General features: G+C 40.2%; 2 protein-coding genes. Both read right to left on the bottom strand.

What is annotated here, in order from left to right:
* The coding region (locus tag D3H64_RS03070; protein ID WP_121564694.1) for an ATP-binding protein at positions 1–442 on the bottom strand (442 nt) is incomplete at its 3' end.
* A partial coding sequence (gene istA, locus D3H64_RS03065; protein ID WP_121564692.1) for an IS21 family transposase occupies positions 435–1666 on the bottom strand: 1232 nt, incomplete at its 5' end. The genes D3H64_RS03070 and istA, both read right to left, overlap by 8 nt.

Below are 1666 nucleotides of genomic sequence, written 5' to 3'. Positions count from 1 at the left end.
GGTCTTCTTTTCCCATTTTCTTTAACTCAACGAGATGGTTGACTAACTTACTGGTTTTGTAATAAAGAACAGGTTGGCTATTCAGACAGGTTTGGACTCCTAAAGCGGTCGCTAAATGCGTTTTTCCCGTCCCGGGCTGTCCATAAAGAATAAGATTTTGTTTCTTATCGACAAATTCACAGGTTTCGAGTAGTGCCGGTGTTAATTGACTAGGTAGAACAATATTTGAGTAGTCAAAACTGTCTAAACCTTTGAGGATTTCAAAGCCAGCTTGACGGATATAGCGTTTACTAATTTCGATTTTCCGTCTAGCTAGCGCTTCAGTAAGAATTTTAATCAGAAATTCTTCATGACTTGATGCTTCAATCTCTTGATAATATTCGGCAATGGAGCTGCCTAAACGTAATTGTCGACATAAGTCTAAGATGATTTCTTTACTCATAACTGGCCTCCAAGAGTGATTGGTAGACATCAAGATTAAAAGCGTATTCAGGGATCTTTTTCAATTCATGTGGCACTGGATTTTTGACCGTCCCCATATCCAAAGGTGGGTGTAAATGGAAGTGGAAAGCGCTGATCACATCGTCCGTATCATCACCATATCGGGCAACTGCTTGATCTAAACTACCGATTACACGTTCATAATCGTACGTCTCTACCTGCTTGACAACTTCTTGTAAGACTCGTTTTGTCGCTGACAAGTCACTCTTTTCAAAGTATGTTTGTAAGTGACTAGGCAACCCTGTAAAGAAGTTCGTATATTTAAGCGCCTTAGGCTTTTTTGAAAGGGCTGAGAGATAAGGTCCCCAAATCATAGATTCTTGCTTATGACCATATAAGCGAGGATGCTTGATAATGGATTTGGCTTGGTTCGTTAATATTTCAACTGTATGAGCCCCAATCTTAAGCACCACCTCTTTACTTACAAGATGGCTTGCGGTTGAATAGGCGTTGGTGTGATAAGTTACCATGCCTTGTCGGTTGGTACGAGCTAATTGATAGTTGACTGCTTCAAAAGGTGAAGATGGCAAGCTCGCCATGGCCTCTAAATCTTCTTGAAACAACTGATAGACAGACACTTTCTTTTTATAATGTTGACGATTCAGGTCCTGATAACACCGTGTCAAAAGCTCCTGATTGTATATTTCAATATCATCAAAATGAGGAATCGGTACAAAGTAATTCCTCCGAGCCGTTCCCACATAATTTTCTACAGACCCTTTTTCATAACCAGCCGCTGGATTACAAAAATTAGATTCAAAAGAAAAGTGACATTGAAGGCGTCTAAAGTTATCTGTTACTTCTCTTTCTCCATCAGCAAGTATCTTCTTCACAGCTGTCGACATATTATCAAGCCAGATAACTCGGGGTGAACGACCAATGAAAAAGAAGATATCATTCATCGCTTGAGCTAAGCATTGGAAGTTTTGACCTTTGAAGATTTGAACGAATTTCGCGTCGGAATAGGGGAAGGTCATCGCAAACAAGTAACCTTGATATAAAACCCCTTTTTCATAAAAGGAAAGTTCACCAAAGTCAATCTGAGCCTCGCCTGTTGGATGATCTAAAGGCAAGTAGACGACTGTCTCCTGTTTGACCTCTTCTCTTAATTCAGCCACTAAAGAGCGAATGGTCCTAGGTGAAGCCTTTAAGACCAAATCTCCTT

This window comes from Atopobacter sp. AH10, assembly GCF_003664595.1.
Lineage (GTDB): Bacteria > Bacillota > Bacilli > Lactobacillales > Aerococcaceae > Atopobacter.
Note: the sequence above shows the minus strand (reverse complement) of the source record. Positions and strands in the feature narration are given on the sequence as shown.